The organism is Streptomyces sp. NPDC041108 (genome assembly GCF_055592645.1).
The window spans coordinates 1,210,362-1,227,668 of the sequence record NZ_JBVIYK010000001.1; the positions used below are offsets into that span (position 1 = coordinate 1,210,362).

General features: G+C 71.5%; 16 protein-coding genes and 2 pseudogenes. 11 read left to right on the plus strand and 7 right to left on the minus strand.

Annotated features, from left to right (window positions below; all coding sequences use genetic code 11):
* Positions 1–106 precede the first annotated feature (106 nt).
* Positions 107–1,609: an SDR family NAD(P)-dependent oxidoreductase gene (locus tag ACZ6BB_RS05135; protein WP_471613929.1), complete on the plus strand. Its 1,503-nt coding sequence runs from the start codon at positions 107–109 to the stop codon at positions 1,607–1,609.
* Here ACZ6BB_RS05135 and ACZ6BB_RS05140 read toward each other — a convergent pair.
* A complete protein-coding gene (locus tag ACZ6BB_RS05140; RefSeq protein ID WP_471613930.1) occupies positions 1,588–2,145 on the minus strand; it encodes a hypothetical protein in 558 nt (185 codons plus the stop codon). The genes ACZ6BB_RS05135 and ACZ6BB_RS05140 overlap by 22 nt on opposite strands.
* 496 nt (positions 2,146–2,641) lie before the next feature.
* Here ACZ6BB_RS05140 and ACZ6BB_RS05145 point away from each other — a divergent pair, with 496 nt between their 5' ends.
* The 4 genes and pseudogenes from ACZ6BB_RS05145 to ACZ6BB_RS05160 form a co-directional block, all read left to right on the plus strand.
* Positions 2,642–2,812: a hypothetical protein gene (locus ACZ6BB_RS05145; RefSeq protein WP_199845434.1), complete on the plus strand. Its 171-nt coding sequence runs from the start codon at positions 2,642–2,644 to the stop codon at positions 2,810–2,812.
* Positions 2,813–2,863: 51 nt separating this feature from the next.
* Entirely contained in the window at positions 2,864–3,346 is a 483-nt protein-coding gene (locus ACZ6BB_RS05150; RefSeq protein WP_471613931.1) for a GNAT family N-acetyltransferase, read from the plus strand.
* A 124-nt stretch (positions 3,347–3,470) separates the two neighbouring features.
* On the plus strand, positions 3,471–3,803 hold the full coding sequence (locus ACZ6BB_RS05155) for a transposase (protein WP_471613932.1): 333 nt from the start codon (positions 3,471–3,473) through the stop codon (positions 3,801–3,803).
* Positions 3,776–4,237 (plus strand): annotated as a pseudogene (locus tag ACZ6BB_RS05160) (NAD(P)/FAD-dependent oxidoreductase); the annotation flags it as partial. The gene ACZ6BB_RS05155 and the pseudogene ACZ6BB_RS05160, both read left to right, overlap by 28 nt.
* 83 nt (positions 4,238–4,320) lie before the next feature.
* Here the strand turns inward: ACZ6BB_RS05160 and ACZ6BB_RS05165 are convergent.
* A complete protein-coding gene (locus ACZ6BB_RS05165) occupies positions 4,321–5,244 on the minus strand; it encodes an RNA polymerase sigma-70 factor (protein WP_471613933.1) in 924 nt (307 codons plus the stop codon).
* A gap of 143 nt (positions 5,245–5,387) precedes the next feature.
* Positions 5,388–5,861 carry a carboxymuconolactone decarboxylase family protein gene (locus tag ACZ6BB_RS05170; RefSeq protein ID WP_471613934.1) on the minus strand — a complete coding sequence of 158 codons (474 nt, stop codon included), beginning with the start codon at positions 5,859–5,861 and terminating at the stop codon, positions 5,388–5,390.
* A 177-nt stretch (positions 5,862–6,038) separates the two neighbouring features.
* Here ACZ6BB_RS05170 and ACZ6BB_RS05175 point away from each other — a divergent pair, with 177 nt between their 5' ends.
* The 4 genes and pseudogenes from ACZ6BB_RS05175 (at position 6,039) to ACZ6BB_RS05190 (ending at position 9,252) form a co-directional block, all read left to right on the plus strand.
* Positions 6,039–6,425 (plus strand): DoxX family protein, encoded by a 387-nt coding sequence (locus ACZ6BB_RS05175; protein WP_471613935.1) that lies wholly within the window; start codon positions 6,039–6,041, stop codon positions 6,423–6,425.
* A 173-nt stretch (positions 6,426–6,598) separates the two neighbouring features.
* A pseudogene (locus ACZ6BB_RS05180) lies at positions 6,599–7,520 on the plus strand (RNA polymerase sigma-70 factor).
* A gap of 233 nt (positions 7,521–7,753) precedes the next feature.
* Positions 7,754–8,587, plus strand: a complete 834-nt coding sequence (locus ACZ6BB_RS05185) for an NAD(P)H-binding protein (protein WP_471613936.1) — start codon at positions 7,754–7,756, stop codon at positions 8,585–8,587.
* Positions 8,584–9,252: an NAD(P)-dependent oxidoreductase gene (locus tag ACZ6BB_RS05190; RefSeq protein ID WP_471613937.1), complete on the plus strand. Its 669-nt coding sequence runs from the start codon at positions 8,584–8,586 to the stop codon at positions 9,250–9,252. Before ACZ6BB_RS05185 ends, ACZ6BB_RS05190 begins: the two co-directional genes overlap by 4 nt.
* Positions 9,253–9,531: 279 nt before the next feature.
* Here the strand turns inward: ACZ6BB_RS05190 and ACZ6BB_RS05195 are convergent, their stop codons facing one another.
* Positions 9,532–10,881, minus strand: a complete 1,350-nt coding sequence (locus ACZ6BB_RS05195) for an amidase (protein ID WP_471613938.1) — start codon at positions 10,879–10,881, stop codon at positions 9,532–9,534.
* Positions 10,882–11,027: 146 nt separating this feature from the next.
* Positions 11,028–12,452, minus strand: a complete 1,425-nt coding sequence (locus ACZ6BB_RS05200; RefSeq protein ID WP_471613939.1) for a lipase maturation factor family protein — start codon at positions 12,450–12,452, stop codon at positions 11,028–11,030.
* A 76-nt stretch (positions 12,453–12,528) separates the two neighbouring features.
* Between ACZ6BB_RS05200 and ACZ6BB_RS05205 the strand changes: the two genes are divergently transcribed.
* Complete coding sequence (locus ACZ6BB_RS05205; protein ID WP_471613940.1) at positions 12,529–14,613, plus strand: SpoIIE family protein phosphatase; 2,085 nt, start codon at positions 12,529–12,531, stop codon at positions 14,611–14,613.
* A 148-nt stretch (positions 14,614–14,761) separates the two neighbouring features.
* On the plus strand, positions 14,762–15,631 hold the full coding sequence (locus tag ACZ6BB_RS05210) for an Fpg/Nei family DNA glycosylase (RefSeq protein ID WP_471613941.1): 870 nt from the start codon (positions 14,762–14,764) through the stop codon (positions 15,629–15,631).
* Positions 15,632–15,780: 149 nt separating this feature from the next.
* On the opposite strand, the gene ACZ6BB_RS05215 is transcribed toward ACZ6BB_RS05210, so the two are convergent.
* On the minus strand, positions 15,781–16,440 hold the full coding sequence (locus ACZ6BB_RS05215) for a hypothetical protein (protein ID WP_471613942.1): 660 nt from the start codon (positions 16,438–16,440) through the stop codon (positions 15,781–15,783).
* 206 nt (positions 16,441–16,646) lie between these two features.
* Positions 16,647–17,162, minus strand: a complete 516-nt coding sequence (locus ACZ6BB_RS05220; protein ID WP_471613943.1) for a hypothetical protein — start codon at positions 17,160–17,162, stop codon at positions 16,647–16,649.
* Between the last annotated feature and the right edge of the window lie 145 nt (positions 17,163–17,307).

Consider the following 17,307-nt stretch of genomic DNA (forward strand, 5'->3'; position numbering starts at 1 on the left):
GGGGGAGGACCGGGTTTTGGTGAGCGGGGGCCGCCCTACGTAGAATTCCGCGTTCGGTGGCGGACGCGGTGGGCGGACCGCGGGTGATCAGGGAAGCGGCAGCGCGATGACGGTGACAGAGGACGGCCCTGCGGCCACGGACGAGGTCGTGTACGGCCCGGGCATCGACCCGGACCGGCTGGCCGTGTGCCTCGGCGTGCTGGAGGAGCTGGACAAGCTGGAGGTCGACCACCCGGACGCCATCGCGGTGCGCCGGGCGACCGCCGGCGTCTACCGCACGGTCAAGCAGCGCCGCCGCCAGGAGCGCCGCGCCGCCAAGACCGCCCACGACAAGGCGGTCACGGAGTCCACCGCCACCGGCTCCGCCCAGCGGATCGACGACGAGACCGAGGGCATCCTGCCGTCGTCCGTGACGGAGGAGGGGAAGATCGCGGGGATACTCCAGCGCCCCCGCTCCTGCTACACCTGCAAGACCCGGTACGTCGAGGTCGACTACTTCTACCACCAGCTCTGCGCCGACTGCGCCCGCCTGAACCGCGGCAAGCGAGACGCCCGAGCCGACCTCACCGGCAAGCGCGCCCTGCTCACCGGCGGCCGCGCCAAGATCGGCATGTACATCGCCCTGCGGCTGCTGCGCGACGGCGCGCACACGACGATCACCACGCGTTTCCCCAAGGACGCCATCCGCCGCTTCAACGCCATGGACGACTCGGCGGACTGGATGCACCGGCTGGAGGTCGTCGGCATCGACCTGCGCGACCCGGCCCAGGCCGTGGCCCTCGCCGAGCGGGCGGCCGAGGCGGGCCCCCTGGACATCCTCATCAACAACGCGACCCAGACCGTACGCCGGCTGCCCTCCGCCTACGCCGCCCTGGTCGAGGGCGAGAGCGCCCCGCTGCCCGCCGGCGAACTCCCCCCGCACCACGTCATCGGTGCCTTCAACTCCGGCGCGGTGGACGGCCTGACCGGGCTGACCGCACTCCCGGCGGGTGTCAGCGGGCTCGACGCGCAGCAGGTCGCCGACCTCGCCCTGGTCGCCGGCAACGCCAGTGTGGCCCGGCACCTCGACGGCACCGCCATCGACGCGGGCGGCCTCGTCCCCGACGTGGTCGACAGCAACACCTGGGTGCAGACCATCGAGCAGATCTCCCCGGTGGAGCTGCTGGAGACCCAGCTGTGCAACTACACGGCACCCTTCATCCTGATCAGCAAGCTCCGCCCGGCCATGGCCGAGGCCGCGAGGAAGGCGGCCAGCGGACGGGCGTACGTCGTGAACGTCTCCGCGATGGAGGGTGTCTTCGGCCGTGGCTACAAGGGTGCGGGCCACCCGAACACCAACGCAGCCAAGGCCGCGATGAACATGGTCACGCGCACCAGCGCCCAGGAGATGTTCCAGACCGACGGCATCCTGATGACCTCCGTCGACACCGGCTGGATCACCGACGAACGCCCCCACTTCGACAAGCTGCGCCTCGCCGACGAGGGCTTCCACGCCCCGCTCGACCTCGTCGACGGGGCGGCCCGCGTCTACGACCCCGTCGTGCTCGGCGAGCGGGGCGAGGACGTGTACGGCGTCTTCCTGAAGGACTACGCGCCCGGCAAGTGGTGAGACGAGGCTCCGACCCGGCGGGCCCGCTCGGTGCGGTCCGCCCGGTCGGCCACCAGTTCCAGCACGGTGCGCCAGTCCTCCAGATCCCCGGCGTCCAGCCCGGCCGACCGGCCGGCCTCATCCGCCTGGCGTAGCGTCAGTACGTCCTCGACGAGGCCGGCGTCCACCCAGCCGCCCGCGTGCAGTCGTACGAGCTGATCGGGGCCGAGGGCGTGCAGGCGTACGAGATGGGCGACGCGGTCGCCGAGCAGCGGCCGGACCGCGTCGGCAGCCAGGTCCGCGTGGCTCGTGTGGCTCGTGTGGTCACCCGGTCGGAGCAACTGCCCGAGGGTGTGCACCAGACCGGCCACCTGCAGTTCCTTGTCGGCGGGCCGGCCCCGGCGCAGCAGCGCCGCGGTCCGCAGCGCGTGTTCGTGGGGGTCCGGGCGGGTGCTCGGAGGGCGCTCCGGTCCGTCCGGGCGCCGCTCCGGCGCCGGCCCGCCGCCCCGGTGGCCGTGCAGCAGCTCCATCAGCTCATCGACGCCGCGCAGTTCCATCCGCCGGTCCTCCCGAGTCCGCCCGCGAGAAATGCCGTTGCGGCACATGAGCAGATCATGGTCGGCTTGCGATTCGGCCAACGGGACCTGAACTACGCGCCGAGGCCGGTGATCCGATGGGTCGTCGGGCCGGTGCGCGGAGCGGGAGCTGAGCCGAACGGGTGATGAGAAAAGCTACCAAATGGGTCAAATTGCCCTAGGGTGGGGCCTGCTGGCTGCTGAACGACTCAAGACAGTTACCTCTTGTTTCCAGCCCCATAGAGCGGCCACCCGCTCATTTGGTTACTCTGTACCGGACGGACAGCCTTATCTGGGTCCCACCCACACCCACGGTCCGTCCCGGGACAAGCCGGTCACCACGGCCTGATCTCACAACTCGAACGATCCGGCGCCACCGCGTCCGAACTGACATCGACTCAGACCCGAGCGGACGTCAGGCACGCAGCGGCAGGCTGGGCCGATGTCCCGAGGGTGACCGACACATAAGGAGTGCGCGGTGACACCAGAGAAGACGAAGGGCGATCAACGCCCCAAGGAACGCACCGAGGGCGGCCGGCCGAAGAAGGACCTGGGCAGCCTGGACGTGTGGGCCAGGTCCGCCCCGATCCGACTGGCGGGCTACGAGGACGACCTCGCCGAGCCCCACATCCTGCCCAGCGTGGACTGACCGGCAGGATCATGTGATCGCCGTCTGCATGGGCGTGCCAGACTCGCGCCCATGCAGATCAGAGAAGCCACCGCCGACGACTGGCCCGGTATCTGGCCGTTCTGGCACCGCGTGGTCGCCGCCGGGGACACCTACACCTGGGACCCGGACACCTCCGAGGAAGCCGCCCGCGCCCTGTGGATGGCCCCCGCCAAGCGCGTGTACGTCGTCGAGGACGAGGCCGGGGCACTGGTCGGCTCCGCCTTCCTCACCCCCAACTACGGCGGTCCCGCCGCCCGCGTCGCCAACGCGGGGTTCATGGTCGACCCCGACCACGGCGGCCGGGGCATCGGCCGCGCCCTCGCCGCGCACGTCCTCGCCGAGGCCGGGGCCCAGGGCTTCCGGGGCATGGTGTTCAACGCCGTCGTCGAGACCAACCCCGCCGTACGGCTCTGGACCTCGCTCGGCTTCACCGTCCTCGGTACCGTCCCGGACGCGTTCGAGCATCCGAAGGACGGCCTGGTGGGGCTGCACATCATGTACAAGGCGCTCTGACGCAGGCCCCTCCGGCGCAAGGCTCTGAGGCAGGGCGCGGCGACGTGCCCCCTGCGACACGACCGTTGCGACGCGGCTAGGGTCTGCCGCGAAAGTGGATCTTGGTCGTAGGTGATCATGTTCTGTGGGCCGTGGGGATCTGGCGAACAGCCAGTGGGCCCGGCTGGAGCCGTTGCTGCCGCGGGGTGTCGAGCCGGGTCGGCCGCAGGTGTGGACGCGGCGGCAGTTGATGGACGGCAGACGGTGGCGGGCCCGGACCGGTGTCCCATGGCGGGACGTGCCCGGACGTCATGGGCCGTGGGACCGGGTCCATGACCTGTTCCGGTGCCGGCAGCGGGACGGCACCTGGGCAAGGATCCTCACCCGGCTCCAGGGCCGAGGCGGACGCGAAGGGCCTGATCACCTGGGACGTCAACGTCGACTCGGGCGGCCGGGCGGCTCGCGGCACTCGGAGTGAGCGTGCACCGTCTGCCGGGCCCTTGTCCGTCGTGATCGACGGCGGTGACCCGCGATGCCGTGCGGCTCGCCGACGGCCGGGAGCTGCCGAGCGCGGTGACCATCTGGACCACCGGCTTCGGCGTGCCGGATCTGGCCGCGCGCAGCGGGCTGAGCACCGATGCCCTGGGCCGTCTGCTCACCGACGAGACGCTGACCAGCGTGGATGACGACCGCATCGTCGCGGCCGGTGACTCGGCGGCAACGTCGGGCCTGCCGCTGCGGATGAGCTGCCAGGCCGCGATGCCGCTGGGCGCGCGGGCCGCCGACACGGTGCTCAGCCGGTTGACCAAGGAGCAGCCCGAGCCCCTCAACCAGTCGTTCGGAGCGCAGTGCATCAGCCTGGGCCGGGACACCGGCATCTTCCAGTTCGGCAACACGTCCGACGTCGCGGTGTCCCGTAAGTGATCTTGATGTGCGATGGTCTTGGGCTGTGGCTGGTGTGATCACGGCGTCGGAGCCGTCGGCCGGTCCCGGGGTCACTTCATCCGCCGGCGGGCTTGTTTCACCTCGCCGTCGATCGCCCAGGCGTCGGCAACCGGTCCGAGGTGGCCGAGCTTGTCGGGGTTGATGACCGAGCGGATGGTCTGGATCTGCCCGTCGAGCAGGTCGAGTGCCAGGGCATGGAGGACCCTGCCGTCCCTGTCTCGGAAAATGGCGCCGGGCTGGCCGTTGACCTCGTGCGGCTCGAACGTCACGTCGATACGTGCCAGCAGCGGGACGACGGAGGCCAGCAGCCGGGCCACGTTATCGGCGCCGATGACGGCCCTGGCCAGCTGCGGGGCCTTGCCGCCGCCGTCCCCGACCATCTGCACGTCGGCGGCCAGCAGATCCCGCAGGCCGGTGACATCGCCTTCGCGGAGGGCGTCGAAGAACCGCGTCGCCAGCTCCTGCCGCTCCTGACGGTCCGCTTCGAACCGCGGCCGCCCGGCCTCCATGTGCCGCCGCGCCCGTACCAGCAGCTGCCGGCACGCCGCCTCCGAACGCCCCACCGCCGAGGCGATGTCGTCGAACCCGAAACCGAACACCTCCCGCAGCACGAACACCGACCGCTCCAGCGGGCTCAGCCGCTCCAGAAGCAGCAGCGCCGCCATCGACACCGAGTCGGCCAGCTCCGCCGAGCGCGCCGGATCCTGATACGGATCACTCAGCAGCGGCTCGGGGAACCACGGGCCCACGTACTCCTCCCGCCGCACCCGCGCGGAGCGCAGCACGTCGATCGAGATCCGCGTCACCGTGGCGGACAGAAACGCCTTGACCGACGTGGGACGGGTCGCCGAGCCATCGAAGCGCAGCCATGTCTCCTGCACCGCGTCCTCGGCCTCGCTCACGCTGCCCAGAATCCGGTAAGCGATCGAGAAAAGCAGTGGCCGCAGGTCCTCGAACTCGTCGACCTTGTTCACGCCGCATCCCCCTTGAGGTCTTCCCGCCCGGCCGTATCCCCCGGCGCGGGCCAGTTCTGGTGATCTTGCGGTCCGTCAGCGGGGCTGCGCAACGCCCCCGCGCCCGGGGCGACAGCGCCCCGGGCGGCTCATGGATGGCCAGATCAGTGGAACTGCCCGACCTTGTAGTCGCCGGCCGGCTGCTGGGCGATGATGTTCAGCCGGTTCGCCGTGTTCATGAAAGAGATCAGGACTACCAGGGCGGTGAGCTGCTCCTCGTCGAAGTACTTCGCGGCACGCGCCCAGACCTCGTCGCTGACCCCGCCGGCCGCGTCCGCAACCCGGGTCCCCTGCTCCGCCAGCTCCAGCGCGGCTCGCTCGGCCTCTGTGAAGACCGTGGCCTCTCGCCACGCCGTCACCAGGTTCAGCCGCACCGAGCTCTCGCCGGCCGCGGCGGCCTCCTTGGTATGCATGTCGATGCAGAGGGCGCAGCCGTTGATCTGGCTCACGCGCAGGGCCACGAGTTCCTGTGTCGCGGCCGGTAGCGGCGAGTCCTTGAGCGTCTTGCCCGCCGACATGAGGTGCTTGAGGGCTTTTGCGGCGGTCGGGCTGGCGAAGTAGTTCAGTCGCGCGTCCATGGTGTGCTCCTCCGTGCTCGTCGGTGGCTACACCCCCTGGGACGAGACAGCCCGACGCCCTGTGACACGGACGTGTGTGATCCACGTCTCCCGAACCCGGATGCTCGGAGATGTCACATGCGGGGGTGCTGTCTCCGTCCCAGGGGAAGCAGGTAATCCTCGATCAAGGAGCTGATGATGAACCTCGCACTCTGGATCATCGCCGGACTCATGGCCGTCGTCTGCCTGACCGGCAGCTCCAAAATGTTCGTGCCCAAGGAGAAGCTGGCCGCCATGGGCGGCACCGCCACCCGATGGGTCGAGGACTTCAGCCCCGGTGCTCTCAAAATCATCGGCGCCATCGAGCTCCTGGCCGCGGCGGGCCTGATCCTGCCCGCCGCGCTCGACATCGCACCGGTCCTGGTACCGCTGGCCGCCACCGGACTGGTGCTGCTGTTCGCCGGCGCGCTGACCATGCGCCTCCGCCGTGGCGAGAGAGTCACGATCACGGGCGACCTGGTCTACCTCGCCCTGGCCCTCTTCCTGGCGTGGGGCCGCTTCGGCCCCGAGTCCTTCACCGGCTGACCACCCAGGTCGGTGTGAGCCGTTGCCGAAGGCGCGCGGGCTCACCCCGGTGCAGGACTCCGGCACGGCTCCGATGCCGTGATCACACCAACCACCATCCGAGATGTCTCAAACAAGATCACTTGCGGGACGGCCCCTGGGTGCGGGCCGGCCGAGGGGGAGATGATCAGGACATGAGTGACGCGCACACCGTTGACCGGGCGACCGGGACGTTCGTCGCCCACCGCAATCTGCTCTTCACCGTCGCGTACGAGATGCTCGGCTCGGCGGCCGATGCCGAGGACGTCCTGCAGGAGACCTGGCTGCGGTGGGTCGAGGTCGGCCTGGAGCAGGTGCGCGACCAGCGCGCGTACCTGGTCCGGATCACGACCCGGCAGGCGCTCAACCGGCTGCGCACGATGTCGCGGCGCAAGGAGTCGTACGTGGGGCCATGGCTGCCTGAGCCGCTGCTGTCTGCGCCGGACGTGGCCCAGGACGTCGAGCTCGCCGAGAGCGTGTCGATGGCGGTGATGCTCGTCCTGGAGACGTTGTCGCCGACCGAGCGGGCCGTGTTCGTGCTGCGCGAGGTCTTCGACGTCGGCTACGACGAGATCGCGGCGGCGGTCGACAAGACCCCGGCGGCGGTCGACGAGACCCCGGCGGCCGTCCGCCGGATCTCGCACCGGGCCCGCCGGCACGTGGATGCCCGGCGCCCGCGCGAGGTGGCTTCCCAGAGCCGGGACGCGGGCGGCTTCGGAGTCGTTCCTGCGGGCGCTGGAGGGCGGGGACCTACAGGGTCTGCTCGACGTGCTCGCGCCCGAGGCCGTCTACATGGGCGACGGCGGCGGCGTGAAGCACGCCGCACTGCGGCCGATCCTCGGCGCCGACAAGGCGGCCCGCCTCTTGGCCGGCGGCCTCGGCAAGAGCACGATCCCGATCACCTTCGGCCCCACCGTGGTCAACGGCAGCCCGGCGCTGGTGGTCCACATGGACGGTGAGCTGGACGGCATCATGGCAGCCCGTGTCGAGGCAGGCCGCATCACCGGCCTCTACGTCGTCCGCAACCCCGAGAAACCGTCCCGCATCGAATCCGAGACCCCGCTCACCCTGCGATGAACTCCCAGGAGCGGATCAGCCACTTGAGGATCAGGCGCATCGAGCGGGAGATCCTCGGCCGCGCCGGCCGACCGGCTGGATGCTCCAGCGGCTGGACGCCCGGCGCGGGCCCGACCGGGCTGGCATGCCGATGGGCCCGGCGCACGGCTCGCCCGTGACGTCTTCCCGCGATACGCACCGCGATCATCCACCACGCAAGATCGATTACCGACACACCCACGAGGGGTTCAGTCATGATCCTGATCACCGGGGCCACCGGCGTCGTCGGACGGGAAACCGTCCGCCTCCTGGTCGAGGAGGGAGCCGAAGTCGCCGCTGTCACCCGCGACCCGCACGCCCAGTTCCCTACGGGTACACAGCTCGTCCACCCCACGAAGGTTCCCACCATCGACGGTGTGGAGGCCGTCCTGCTCAGCCCGCGTGCCGCCGGATCCACCGCTGTCGACCTGTTGGCCCACGCCCGCGAGACGGGCGCGGCAAGAGTGGTCGTGCTGTCCGCCCTGACCGTGCAGTACCCGGCCGGGCATGCACGCTTCCGCCGGCAGTTCCATGCGGTCGAGGAAATCGCCAAGGACAGCGGCCTGGACCGGACGATCCTGCGCTGCGCCGATTTCGCCGCCAACACCCTGGCCTGGGCCGGGCAGATCCAGGCGACCGGGACCGTGCGGGGGGCCTACCCGCACGCGCGGACCTCGACCGTCGACGAGCGTGACATCGCCGCGGTGGCCGCCCTCGCCCTGACCCACCCGCACCACCGCGGTCAGACGTACCTGCTCACCGGAGAGCAGTCACTGAGCCAACCGGAGAAGGTCGCCGCGCTCGGCGCGGCACTCGACCGGACACTGTCCTTCGCCGAGGCCGCACCGGACGAGATCCGCCGCGGCATGCTCGCCGCCGGCCTGCCCGACGAAGTACCCGACCGGTTGCTCGGCTCGCTGGCCGACTACGCCCGCGAAGCCGGGCCCACCACCGACACCGTACGGCGGCTGCTGGGCCGCCCGGCACGCACGTACGCCACCTGGGCCCGCGACCACCGTGCCGCCTTCACCGCCGGAGGACCCCGATGAAACTCACGATCGTGGCCGCCACCGGCGGTATCGGACGGCACCTGGTCGAGCAGGCGGTAGCCGGCGGGCATGACGTCACCGCCGTGGCCCGCCGCCCACGGGAGCTGCCGGACGGAGTCCGGACGATCGCCGTCGACCTCACCCGGCCCGACATGCGGACGCTCGCCGCGGCGGTACGCGGCGCCGACGCCGTCCTCTCCGCGCTCGGCCCGCGAAACCCGCGCGCGGACGCGGGCATCACCTCGCGTGGCACCCGCGCGATCGTCGCGGCGATGCATGCCGAGCAGGTCCGGCGGATCATCATCGTCAGCGCCGCACCCGTCGGACCGGTGCCGTTACCCGGCCGGCCGACGCCGCCCAGGCACGATCCGGGCGACGGCTTCTTCATGCGCCACCTGGGAGTCCCGTTGACCCGGGCGATGTTCGGCCGACACTACGCCGACCTCGCCGTCACCGAGCAGACCCTGCGCGACAGCGGACTGCAATGGACGGTGTCGCGCCCGCCGAAACTCACCGACAAGCCGCTGACCGGCACGTACCGGACCGCACGGAACCGCAACGTCCGGGGCGGGTTCTCCGTGCCACGCGCCGACGTCGCCCACCACATGCTCGCCATGGTGAACCAGCCGGACACCGTCGAGCAGGTCGTCGGAATCGCGAGCTAGGGTCTGTCGGGAGAGTGCCGGTCGCAGCGCTCGTCGATGGCTGCGACCAGCACTGTCGCTTCGTGGCGGACGGTGAGTCCGTCGTACCGGGTGGCGACGGCCCCGTGGCGCTCGAGCCGGTTGATTCCGCGCTCGACCGCGTGCCGCCGGCCTGCGGCCGACCCGGCTCGACGCTCCGCGGCAGCAACGGCTCCAGCCGGGTCCACTGGCTGTTCGCCGGATCCCCACGCCCGATAGAACATGATCATCTACGATCAAGATCCACTTTTACGACAGGCCCTAGTCGAGCGGCGCCGTCCGCCTCCACGGGTTCAGCTCCTCCAACCGGCCCGCCACCTCCAGGAGTTGCCCTTCCGAGCCCGGCCGGCCCACCAGCTGCACCGCGCAGGGCGCGCCCGACGGCAGCGAACCGAACGGCACGGACATCGCCGGCCAGCCCGTGAGGTTCCACGGCGGGGTCAGCGGCGAGCAGTTGGTGTTCACCAGCAGATTGCGCAGCCATCCCCGCTCGTGCCAGTTCGCGGCGGCGGGCCCGCGCCGGGCGAGCGCCGGTGTGAGGAGCACGTCGTGCTCGGTGAAGAACGGCTCCAGACGCCGGCGCAGCCGCTCCCGGTGGTCGCCCGTGCGCACCCCCTTCACGAAGCGCCGCCCCACGGCCGCGTGCACCCGTGTGCGCCGGGTGAGCAGCCTCGGATCCAGGCCCTCCGCGTCCACCGCCGTGCCCGCCGTCCAGTGCGCGAGCGAGGTCGTGCCCAGCCGGAGCGGATACGGCGGATCGGCGGGCCGGACGTCGAGGCCGGACCCCGCCAGCAGCCCGGCCGCCCGGCGCGCGGCGTCGGCGTACGGGCGCGTGACCGTCACGCCGACCAGGGGGCTGCGCACGGACAGGGCGATGCGCGGTCCGGACGGGGCGGCGCCGGAGGGCGGGCCGGTGTCGGTGCCCGCCAGGACGCCGAACATCAGCCGGGTGTCCTCCACGGTCGTCGCCAGCGGGCCGTTCTCCGACATGCCGAACCAGTCGCCGTGCCCGATGTCCGCCGGGACGACACCGAAGCCCGGCTTGAGCCCGAGCAGACCGCAGTTGGCGGCCGGTATCCGCAGCGATCCCATCCCGTCGTTGCCGAGGGCCAGCGGCACCAGCCCGGCGGCGACGGCGGCCGCGCTGCCGCCCGAGGAGCCGCCCGTCGTGCGCGAGGTGTCCCAGGGGTTGCGGGCGATGCCGTGCACGCCGTCCGTGGTGCCGAACACGCACAGCTCGGGCACGTTCGTCAGCCCCACGACCACCGCGCCCGCCGCCCGCAGCCGGGCCACGGTCACATGGTCGTCCTCGGCCGGTGTCTCGGGGGTCGCGGCGGACCCGTTCCGGGTGGCCTCGCCCCGCACGGCGAGGTTGTCCTTGACCGCCACCGGCACGCCCGCCAGCGGCAGTCCGGCGAGGCCGGCCCGGCCGGCCACCTCGTCCGCCTCGGCCAGGGCCGCCTGTGCCCGGACCGTGCGGAACGCGCCGACCCGCCCGTCCAGCGCCTCGATCCGCGCCAGATGCTCCGCCACCACCTCCCGCGGCGTGACCCGCCTCTCCCGTACGGCGGCGGATATCTCGGCGGCGGTCCGGCCGGTCCAGCTGGTCACGGGCGCTCCCTGGCGGTGTCGTGCGCGTCGGTGCCGTACACGACGCGGGGCGTACCCGTGAGTAGTGATCGAGTACGGGAGCACTGTGCCCTGCGGCGCGGCCCCGCGTCGAGGGTCCGCCGGGAAGAAGTCCGTCCGTGGCCCCGCTACGGCCTGCGCGAGGGCGTTCCGGCCAGCCGTGTCGGTGGCATGAACTCCCGTACGCAGGTCCGTTCCCAGCAGGCGCCGGTCTCCCTCAGGTCGCGCCAGGTCGTGTAGCGGTAGCGGAAGAGCCGGGCGCGGACGAAGCGGGGCGGGGCGTCGGCGGGGAACGGGGAGCGGCGGAGCAGCCGCAGGGTGTCGCGGTCGTTCTCCAGGAGCCGTTCCATCAGGGCGCCGAACCAGGAGTCGGCGTACGCGGGGGAGAGCGCGGCGAACCACATCAGCCAGTCGAGCCGCAGATGGTACGGGGCGAACTGGCGCGGCCAGCGTCGTGGATCCCCCGGCTTGCCCCGGAACTCGTACTCCCGCCACCGCGCGTCCTCGCGCGGCACGTCGTCCGCGGTCCCCTCGATCACCACCTCGTACCGCACCCGGCTGACGCTTCCGAACGCCCCGTAGGTGTTGACCAGGTGCAAGGGGTCGAAGGAGCGGTTCATGACCTGGCGGCGGGAGAGCATGTTGCGGACGGGGCGGTGGCTGAGCGCGAGCACCGAGGCGGCGACGGCGAGCACGACGACGATGTACCAGAGGGGAGTGCCGGGGGTCTTCGGCGCCGCCCGGCCGAAGTCGACCGCGGACAGGGCCAGCACGATCGTGATCCAGTTCAGCCAGGCGAAGTTTCCCGACAGGACGAGCCAGAGCTGGGTGAGGATCATCAGCGAGGCCGCGGCCGTGGCGACCGGCTGCGGGGCGAACAGCAGGAACGGCACCACCAGCTGGGTGACGTGGTTGGCGGCCACCTCGACGCGGTGCAGCGGCTTCGGGAGGTGGTGGAAGAACCAGCTGAGCGGACCGGGCATCGGCTGGGTCTCGTGGTGGTGGTCGAGGCACGTCAGCTTCCGCCAGCACGCGTCGCCGCGCATCTTGATCAGCCCGGCGCCGAACTCCACCCGGAACAGCACCCAGCGCAGCAGGAACAGCACGACGACCGGCGGCGCCACCTCGTCGTTGCCGAGGAAGACGGCCAGGAAGCCGGTCTCCAGGAGCAGCGACTCCCAGCCGAACCCGTACCAGGTCTGCCCGACGTTCACGATCGACAGGTACATCGCCCACGGCACCAGCCACAGCGCCATGCCCGCCCAGAGGGGCAGCAGCGAGTCCAGCCCCGCGACGAGCGCCGCCGAGACCGCGCAGCCCGCCCAGGCCCACCCCGCGAAGAACCGGTCCGAATAGTGGTGGTGGAACACGCTCGGTGCCTGCCGGAACGGCACCCGCTCGACGAAGCGCGGCACCGGCAGCATGCCGCGCTCCCCGATCAGCGCGCGGAACTGCAGGGCCGCCCCCAGGAAGGCGACCAGATAAAGGGCGGCCAGCGACCGCTGGAAGAGCAGTCTGCTCAGCCAGAGGTCGGGTGCGGTGAACCAGTCCACGCCACCGACGATAGTGAGTGTGCCGACGAGGCTCACTCCACTCGAATATTCGGGCAAATACTGTCAAAGTGTCCCCATGGTTGATCGGGGAGCGAGTGATTCGGACGTCCCGGACGACTGGCTCTCCCATCCGGACCCGGTCCTGGCGCTCAACCTCATGGGCACCTTCGACTGGGACCTCGACGCCGGTGCGTTCCACATGGACGCCACGGCCCACGAGATCTTCGACCTGCGTCCGGACGAGTACGACGGCAACCCCGAGACCCTGTCGCTGCGGGTGCCCCCGATGGAGGGCCGCAGACTCGACACCCTCGTCTCGCAGGCGCTCAAGGACGGCAGCGAGAACTACGGTGCCTACTTCCGCCTCCGGCTGCGCGACGGCACCATGCGCTGGACCCACACCCAGGGCTACATCCGCCGCGACAAGACGGGTCGCCCGTACCGGGTCATCGGCATCGTCCGCGACGCCACCCGGGAACTGCGCGAGATCCGCTCCCGCACCGAGCGGACCGCGCACGACGAGGTCCGCCGCAGACAGGCCAACGTCGTCCAGGTCATCACCGCCGCCCTGGCCCACGCCCGGACCGTCCAGGACGTGATCGACGTCCTGGAGGACACCGACGGTCTCACCCACCTCGGCGCGACCAGCCTGGTCATGGGCCTGCTGGAGGCCGGCCGCGTCCGGATGGTCGCCGCAGGCCCCGAGGACAGCTACGTACCCGGCACCCGCGTCACCCGCCTCGACGTGAAGTACCCGATGAACGAGGTCGTACGGCAGCTCGTACCGCACTTCATCGAGTCGCCGGAGGAGTTCGCCGAGTCCTACCCGCTGCTGTGGCCGCACATCACCGACCTCAAGATCACCTCGGCCGCCTATCTGCCGCTGATCGTGCAGGCCCGCCCCATCGGCGCGATGGGACTGCTCTACAACGACCGGCGCGGCTTCAGCTCCGAGGAACGCGACGTCCTCATCGCGCTCGGCAGCAGCATCGCCCAGAGCCTGCAGCGGGCCATGTTCTACGAGCAGGAGAAGGACCTCGCCGAGGGCCTGCAGCAGGCCATGCTGCCCCGGTCCATCCCCAGCGTCCCCGGCGCCGACATCGCCGTCCGCTACCGGGCCGCGTCCTTCGGGGGCTCCTTCGGCCGGGACATCGGCGGCGACTGGTACGACCTGATCCCGCTGCCCGGCGGGCGGGTCGGCGCGGTCATCGGCGACGTCCAGGGCCACGACACGCACGCCGCGGCCGTCATGGGCCAGCTCCGCATCGTCCTGAAGGCCTACGCCACGGAGGGCCACACTCCGGCCACCGTGATGGCCCGCGCCTCCGCCTTCCTCCATGAACTCGACACCGACCGGTTCGCCACCTGCCTGTACGCGGAGGCCGATCTGGCCACCGGAGTGGTCCAGGTGGTCCGGGCCGGGCACATCGACCCCCTCGTCCGGCACACCGACGGCAGCTGTCACCGGGTGACCGTGGAGGGAGGGCTGCCGCTCGGGCTGTCCGTCGAGTTCGGGAGCCTGGAGTATCCGGTGACCGCCGTCGAGCTGGACCCCGGCCAGACGCTGCTGCTGTGCACCGACGGCCTCATCGAGGAACCGGGCGCCGACCTCGACGACGGCATGCGGACCCTGCGGGCGCTGATCGCCAACGGGCCCGAGGACGTCGACGAGCTCGCCGACCGGCTCATCGACGTGGCGGAGGAGCGGGGCGGCGACGACGACGTGGCCCTGCTCCTGCTGCGCCGCCGCAGCCGCAGCGGCGAGCAGCCCGGCGGACGGCTCCAGCAGCACGTCGGGCCCGGTGATCCGGAGGCGCTCAGGGAGGCCCGGCACATGATCGGCGCGGCCGTGCGCACCTGGGGGGCGCGGGACCGGGCCGACGAGATCGAACTCGTCGCCGACGAGCTGATCACCAACGCGCTCATGCACACGGAGGGGTCCGCGATCGTCACGCTGCGGGCGCTGGCGGGGTCGGACCGGCGGCTGCGGGTGGAGGTGGAGGACTCCTCCAGCGCGCTGCCGCGGCGGCGGGAGGCGGGGGAGGCGGGGGTGTCGGGGCGGGGGCTGCTGCTCGTGGACCGGCTGACGGATGTGTGGGGGGTGGAGGCGCGGGGTGGGGGCAAGTGCGTGTGGTGCGAGTTTCTGCTGCCCGGCGCGTAGGGGGCGGGCGGGTGGGGTGCGTTGTCGGGTGCGGGGCCGGCGGGGCTTCTCGCGCCGTTCCCCGCGCCCCTGGAAGCCCAGCCCCCGCGCACCCGCCCCCGACGACGCACCCCCAGCGCCCGGTAGCACCCCATGGCACCCTTGACGTATGCCTGAATTGCCCGAAGTCGAAGCGCTCCGGGACTTCCTGGTGGGGAGCCTCGTCGGTCATGAGGTCGTGCGCGTGCTGCCCGTGGCGATCAGCGTGCTGAAGACGTACGACCCGCCCGTGAGCGCGTTCGAGGGGCGGGAGATCACGGACGTACGGCGCTACGGGAAGTTCCTCGGCATCGAGGCGGACGGGGGAGAGCTGCACCTCGTGACCCATCTGGCGCGCGCCGGGTGGCTGCAGTGGAAGGAGCGGCTGCCGGACGGCCCGCCGCGGCCGGGCGGCAGGAGCCCGCTGGCGCTGCGCGTCGCCCTGGAGACCGGCGAGGGCTTCGACCTCACCGAGGCCGGGACGCAGAAGCGGCTGGCGGTGTACGTCGTACGCGACCCGGCGCAGGTCCCGGGCATCGCCCGGCTCGGCCCGGATCCTCTCGCCGACGAGTTCGACGTGACCCGGTTCGCCGGGCTGCTCGCGGGGGAGCGGCGGCAGATCAAGGGCGCGCTGCGCGATCAGAGCCTGATCGCAGGGATCGGGAACGCGTACAGCGACGAGATCCTGCACGCCGCGAGAATGTCGCCCTTCAGACTGACCTCGTCGCTGAAGCCGGAGGAGATCCGGCATCTCCACGAGGCGCTGCGCACCACGCTGACCGAGGCCGTGGAGCGCTCCCGGGGGCTGGCGGCCGGGAAGCTGAAGGCGGAGAAGAAGAGCGGCCTGCGTGTGCACGGCCGGACCGGAGAGCCCTGCCCGGTGTGCGGTGACACCGTCCGGGAGGTCTCCTTCAGCGATTCGTCGCTGCAGTACTGCCCGACGTGTCAGACGGGCGGCAAACCGCTCGCCGACCGACGGCTGTCACGGTTGCTCAAGTAGGGCCACGGCGGGGCCCGGATGTCACCCGGAGCCACCCGGAACCGGGGTCCGACCGGGGTTCACCATGATCCGCAACCATTGAAGGTCCGGACCAATTCCGCGGACTTCGGTGCGGCTCGGCGGGGGTCCGGCGGACCTGTTCGGCGCCCTCAGCGCCAGGCGGGGGCCTTGAGGGTCACCAGGAGATCGCCCTCCTGGCTGCGCACCTCGAAGTGGCTGATGTCCTCGCGCTGCATGGCGGTGCCCCCGACCATCTCGGAGGCCTTGTCGGCGCCCTCGGGGGACTTCCAGTTGGCGGCCGTCTCCTCGGAGCCGTCCTTGCCGATCACGACGAGCCGGCAGGCGTGGACGCCCTCGGCCTCCTTGACCTTCAGCTCGATGTCGCTGCCCCAGAGCCGCTCCTCGGCCCTGACCTCGGCCCAGACGCCCGTCTTGGCGTCGGTGGCGGCCACGGTGTCCGGAGCCTCGCCCGGACCTGCGAGAACGGCCACGGCGGGGCCGCCGACGGCGATGACCACGGACGCCGCGAGGGCGAACAGCCAGCGCCGGCGCTTGGCCCGGTGGCGGGCGGCCACCTCGTCGAGCAGCCGTCCGAGCATCCGGGGGCCGGGGGCCGCGAAGGGGTGCACGGCGCGCGGTGTCGCGTTGCGGTAGAGCATCAGCTGCCGGGCAGCCGGGCGGAACTCGGTGACCTGTACCGCGCACTGCGGGCAGCCGCGGACATGGTCCTCGAAGTGGAACGAATCCACCTCGTCCAGCACGCCCAGCGCGTACGCGCCGACGTCGTGATGACGATCCTGGGACCACATGGCAATTCCTCGGGCCGGTGTGCGGTGGGGGTTGCTTCCTGCCCCCACCGGTACGGACCAGACCGGCGAATCACTCAAGCCTCACGGCCAATGCCAACCAAAAGATTCGGAGCCCTCCGTCACGCGGATTGGTCCCGGACCGAAAAAGTTGGTTCACCGAGGCCGCGACATCCGGGCGGACGCCGGATGAACGCGGGGTGCCGGCGCTAGAAGAGGTGGATCGCCAGGTGCCCCAGCGGCAGACCGAGCCGCCAGGCCGGTGTCCAGACCTTTGGGCCGTCGTCCTCTCCCGGGACCGCGCCGCCCCCCGGCACCGCGTCGAGGTCGGGCGCGAGCAGCTCCGTCTCCTCCAGCCAGCGCCACGCGGCGGCGGCCAGCTCCAGATCGGGCGACGGGCCGCCCGCCTCCAGCGCCTCGGCGGTGAAGTCGGCCATGCGCTCGCACACCCAGTCCTGCCACGGCTGGTCGTACGCCGTCAGCGACAGCCACATCTCCAGCTGGGTGACGACCCGGATGCCGGACAGCTCACCGCCCGCGTCCGAGAGGAAGATGGTCAGCGCCAGGGCGTCCCGCCCCGCACGGAACTCGAAGGACGTCGGCGGCATCAGGTCGCCCGTCCGCAGCAGTTCCTCCGCGATGTACTCGGCGTAGAACCACGCCATCGGGACGGTCAGTTCGCCTCCGCCGGCGCCGTCCGTGCTCTCCTGCCCTCTGTGCAGCATCCCTTCCTGCCTTCCTCCGGTGCGTGCGCGTCGCCCGACCCTGGCCTGGAGACCAGGCTGCGGGCCCCCATCCGGAACACGGATAGAAGACAGCTGATTGCTCAACCGGGGTCCTCAGCAAGGCGCTTTACGGAGGTTTGACTCG

Excerpts from the sequence above, each read along its gene's own strand:
- ACZ6BB_RS05190 (WP_471613937.1), top strand. The coding sequence starts at position 8,584 with ATGAAACTCACGATCGTGGCCGCCACCGGCGGTATCGGACGGCACCTG.
- ACZ6BB_RS05135 (WP_471613929.1), top strand. The coding sequence starts at position 107 with ATGACGGTGACAGAGGACGGCCCTGCGGCCACGGACGAGGTCGTGTAC.
- ACZ6BB_RS05210 (WP_471613941.1), top strand. The coding sequence starts at position 14,762 with ATGCCTGAATTGCCCGAAGTCGAAGCGCTCCGGGACTTCCTGGTGGGG.
- ACZ6BB_RS05220 (WP_471613943.1), bottom strand. The coding sequence starts at position 17,162 with ATGCTGCACAGAGGGCAGGAGAGCACGGACGGCGCCGGCGGAGGCGAA.
- ACZ6BB_RS05150 (WP_471613931.1), top strand. The coding sequence starts at position 2,864 with ATGCAGATCAGAGAAGCCACCGCCGACGACTGGCCCGGTATCTGGCCG.
- ACZ6BB_RS05185 (WP_471613936.1), top strand. The coding sequence starts at position 7,754 with ATGATCCTGATCACCGGGGCCACCGGCGTCGTCGGACGGGAAACCGTC.
- ACZ6BB_RS05175 (WP_471613935.1), top strand. The coding sequence starts at position 6,039 with ATGAACCTCGCACTCTGGATCATCGCCGGACTCATGGCCGTCGTCTGC.
- ACZ6BB_RS05140 (WP_471613930.1), bottom strand. The coding sequence starts at position 2,145 with ATGGAACTGCGCGGCGTCGATGAGCTGATGGAGCTGCTGCACGGCCAC.
- ACZ6BB_RS05205 (WP_471613940.1), top strand. The coding sequence starts at position 12,529 with ATGGTTGATCGGGGAGCGAGTGATTCGGACGTCCCGGACGACTGGCTC.
- ACZ6BB_RS05215 (WP_471613942.1), bottom strand. The coding sequence starts at position 16,440 with ATGTGGTCCCAGGATCGTCATCACGACGTCGGCGCGTACGCGCTGGGC.
- ACZ6BB_RS05170 (WP_471613934.1), bottom strand. The coding sequence starts at position 5,861 with ATGGACGCGCGACTGAACTACTTCGCCAGCCCGACCGCCGCAAAAGCC.